This is a genomic window from Streptomyces sp. NPDC058877 (assembly GCF_042742855.1).
Classification (GTDB): domain Bacteria; phylum Actinomycetota; class Actinomycetes; order Streptomycetales; family Streptomycetaceae; genus Streptomyces.
In genome coordinates, this window is sequence record NZ_JBHYMF010000401.1 from 1 (window position 1) to 1,419 (window position 1,419).

Annotated in this window: 1 protein-coding gene; it reads right to left on the minus strand. The window is 69.7% G+C overall.

The genetic code is table 11. The annotated features are described in order from the left end of the window. Window positions 1–643 precede the first annotated feature (643 nt). Window positions 644–1,324: a response regulator gene (locus ACFW2Y_RS35865; protein WP_384887949.1), complete on the minus strand. Its 681-nt coding sequence runs from the start codon at window positions 1,322–1,324 to the stop codon at window positions 644–646. Window positions 1,325–1,419 lie beyond the last annotated feature (95 nt).

Genomic DNA, 1,419 nt, shown 5'->3' on the forward strand with positions numbered 1-1,419 from the left:
GCGAGCCCCAACAGGGCCGCCGGCGAGGGCGAATCGGGCCACGACCTGCGGATTCCGCCAGCTTGATCGGCTACACCACTCGGCGGGACACCATCTGCCGCCGAGGCGTGCGCGGCAGCACTGTACTGGCTCGAAGACGTCCTTGGGACGCCGATCAGTCGCTCGGCCTGCGGACCCCGGTCACGCCCTCTGATTGAGTTCGCGCTTGACAGACGACATTAGGAATCACTGCCGGACAGGGGCGTTTCAAAGTCACGGTGATCATGCGAGTCGGCAGGTCTCAGGAGTACGACGGGTTCGGTCTGGCCCGTCACGTAAGCAACGAGGCTCCGGTTGAACGGGGTGGCCTTCCCAAGCCGCCCTGAACCAACGGAGCTTCGATGTGCCGTCAGCCTGCCACCGTCTGACTTGTGAAGTCGCCCGCTCTGGAGGGTGCGGCGGGGTTCTCGCCGGTGGAACGGCTGCGGATGCTGCCCGATCCGCGCCGCCGCCGCGGTGTGCGTCACCCTTCGTGGCGGTGCTGCTGGTTGCCGCCTCGGCAGTACCGAACTCGAACTCGTGATGTCGGCCCAGGATCGCGCTGCGTCCCTGGGCCCTTCGGTCGTTGCGGGCCGAGCCCGGGTTGCCATCGGCACCGGTTCGTTCAGGAGGGAGCGGGGGGCGGGGTGGGGGTGATCAGGCCGGATTCGTAGGCGGCTATGACGGCTTGGGCGCGGTCGCGGACGGTCAGTTTGGTGAAGAGTCCGGTGATGTGGTTCTTGACGGTGGAGATGCTGAGGTTGAGGGCGGCGGCGATTTCGGCGTTGTCGAGGCCGCCGGCGATGAGGCGCCAGATCTCGTGTTCTCGGGGGGTGAGGTCCGGGGCCGCCGGGCCGGTGAGGGGCGTGGTCGCGGCGGGCCGCGGGATGCGGACGTACGTGGAGATCAGGCGGGTGAGGAGGCGCGGGGCGACGGCCGCCTCGCCGGTGTGGACGGTGCGGACGGCCGCGAGCAGTTCTTCCGGGGAGGTGTCCTTGGGGAGGAAGCCGCAGGCGCCGGCGCGCAGGGCCGCCACCACGTACTCGTCCATGTCGAAGGTGCTCAGCGCCAGGACCCGGCAGTCGGGGAGGGCCTCGAAGAGCGCGGCGGTGGCGCCGACGCCGTCGAGGACGGGCATCCGGATGTCCATGACGACCACGTCGGGGCGGAGTTCGCGGGCGAGGGCGACGGCCTCGGCGCCGTCCCCGGCCTCGGCGACGACCTCGACGTCTGGTTCGGGGGCGAGGATGAGGGCCAGGCCGCGGCGGACCAGCGGCTGGTCGTCGGCGATCAGCACGCGGATCATCGGGGGGTGCCTCTATGTCCTTCGTCAAGGCGCCCGTGTCGGGTTTGGGGTGGTTCAGGGTTGTTGGGGTTATGCGGCGAGCTCGATGTCCTTCG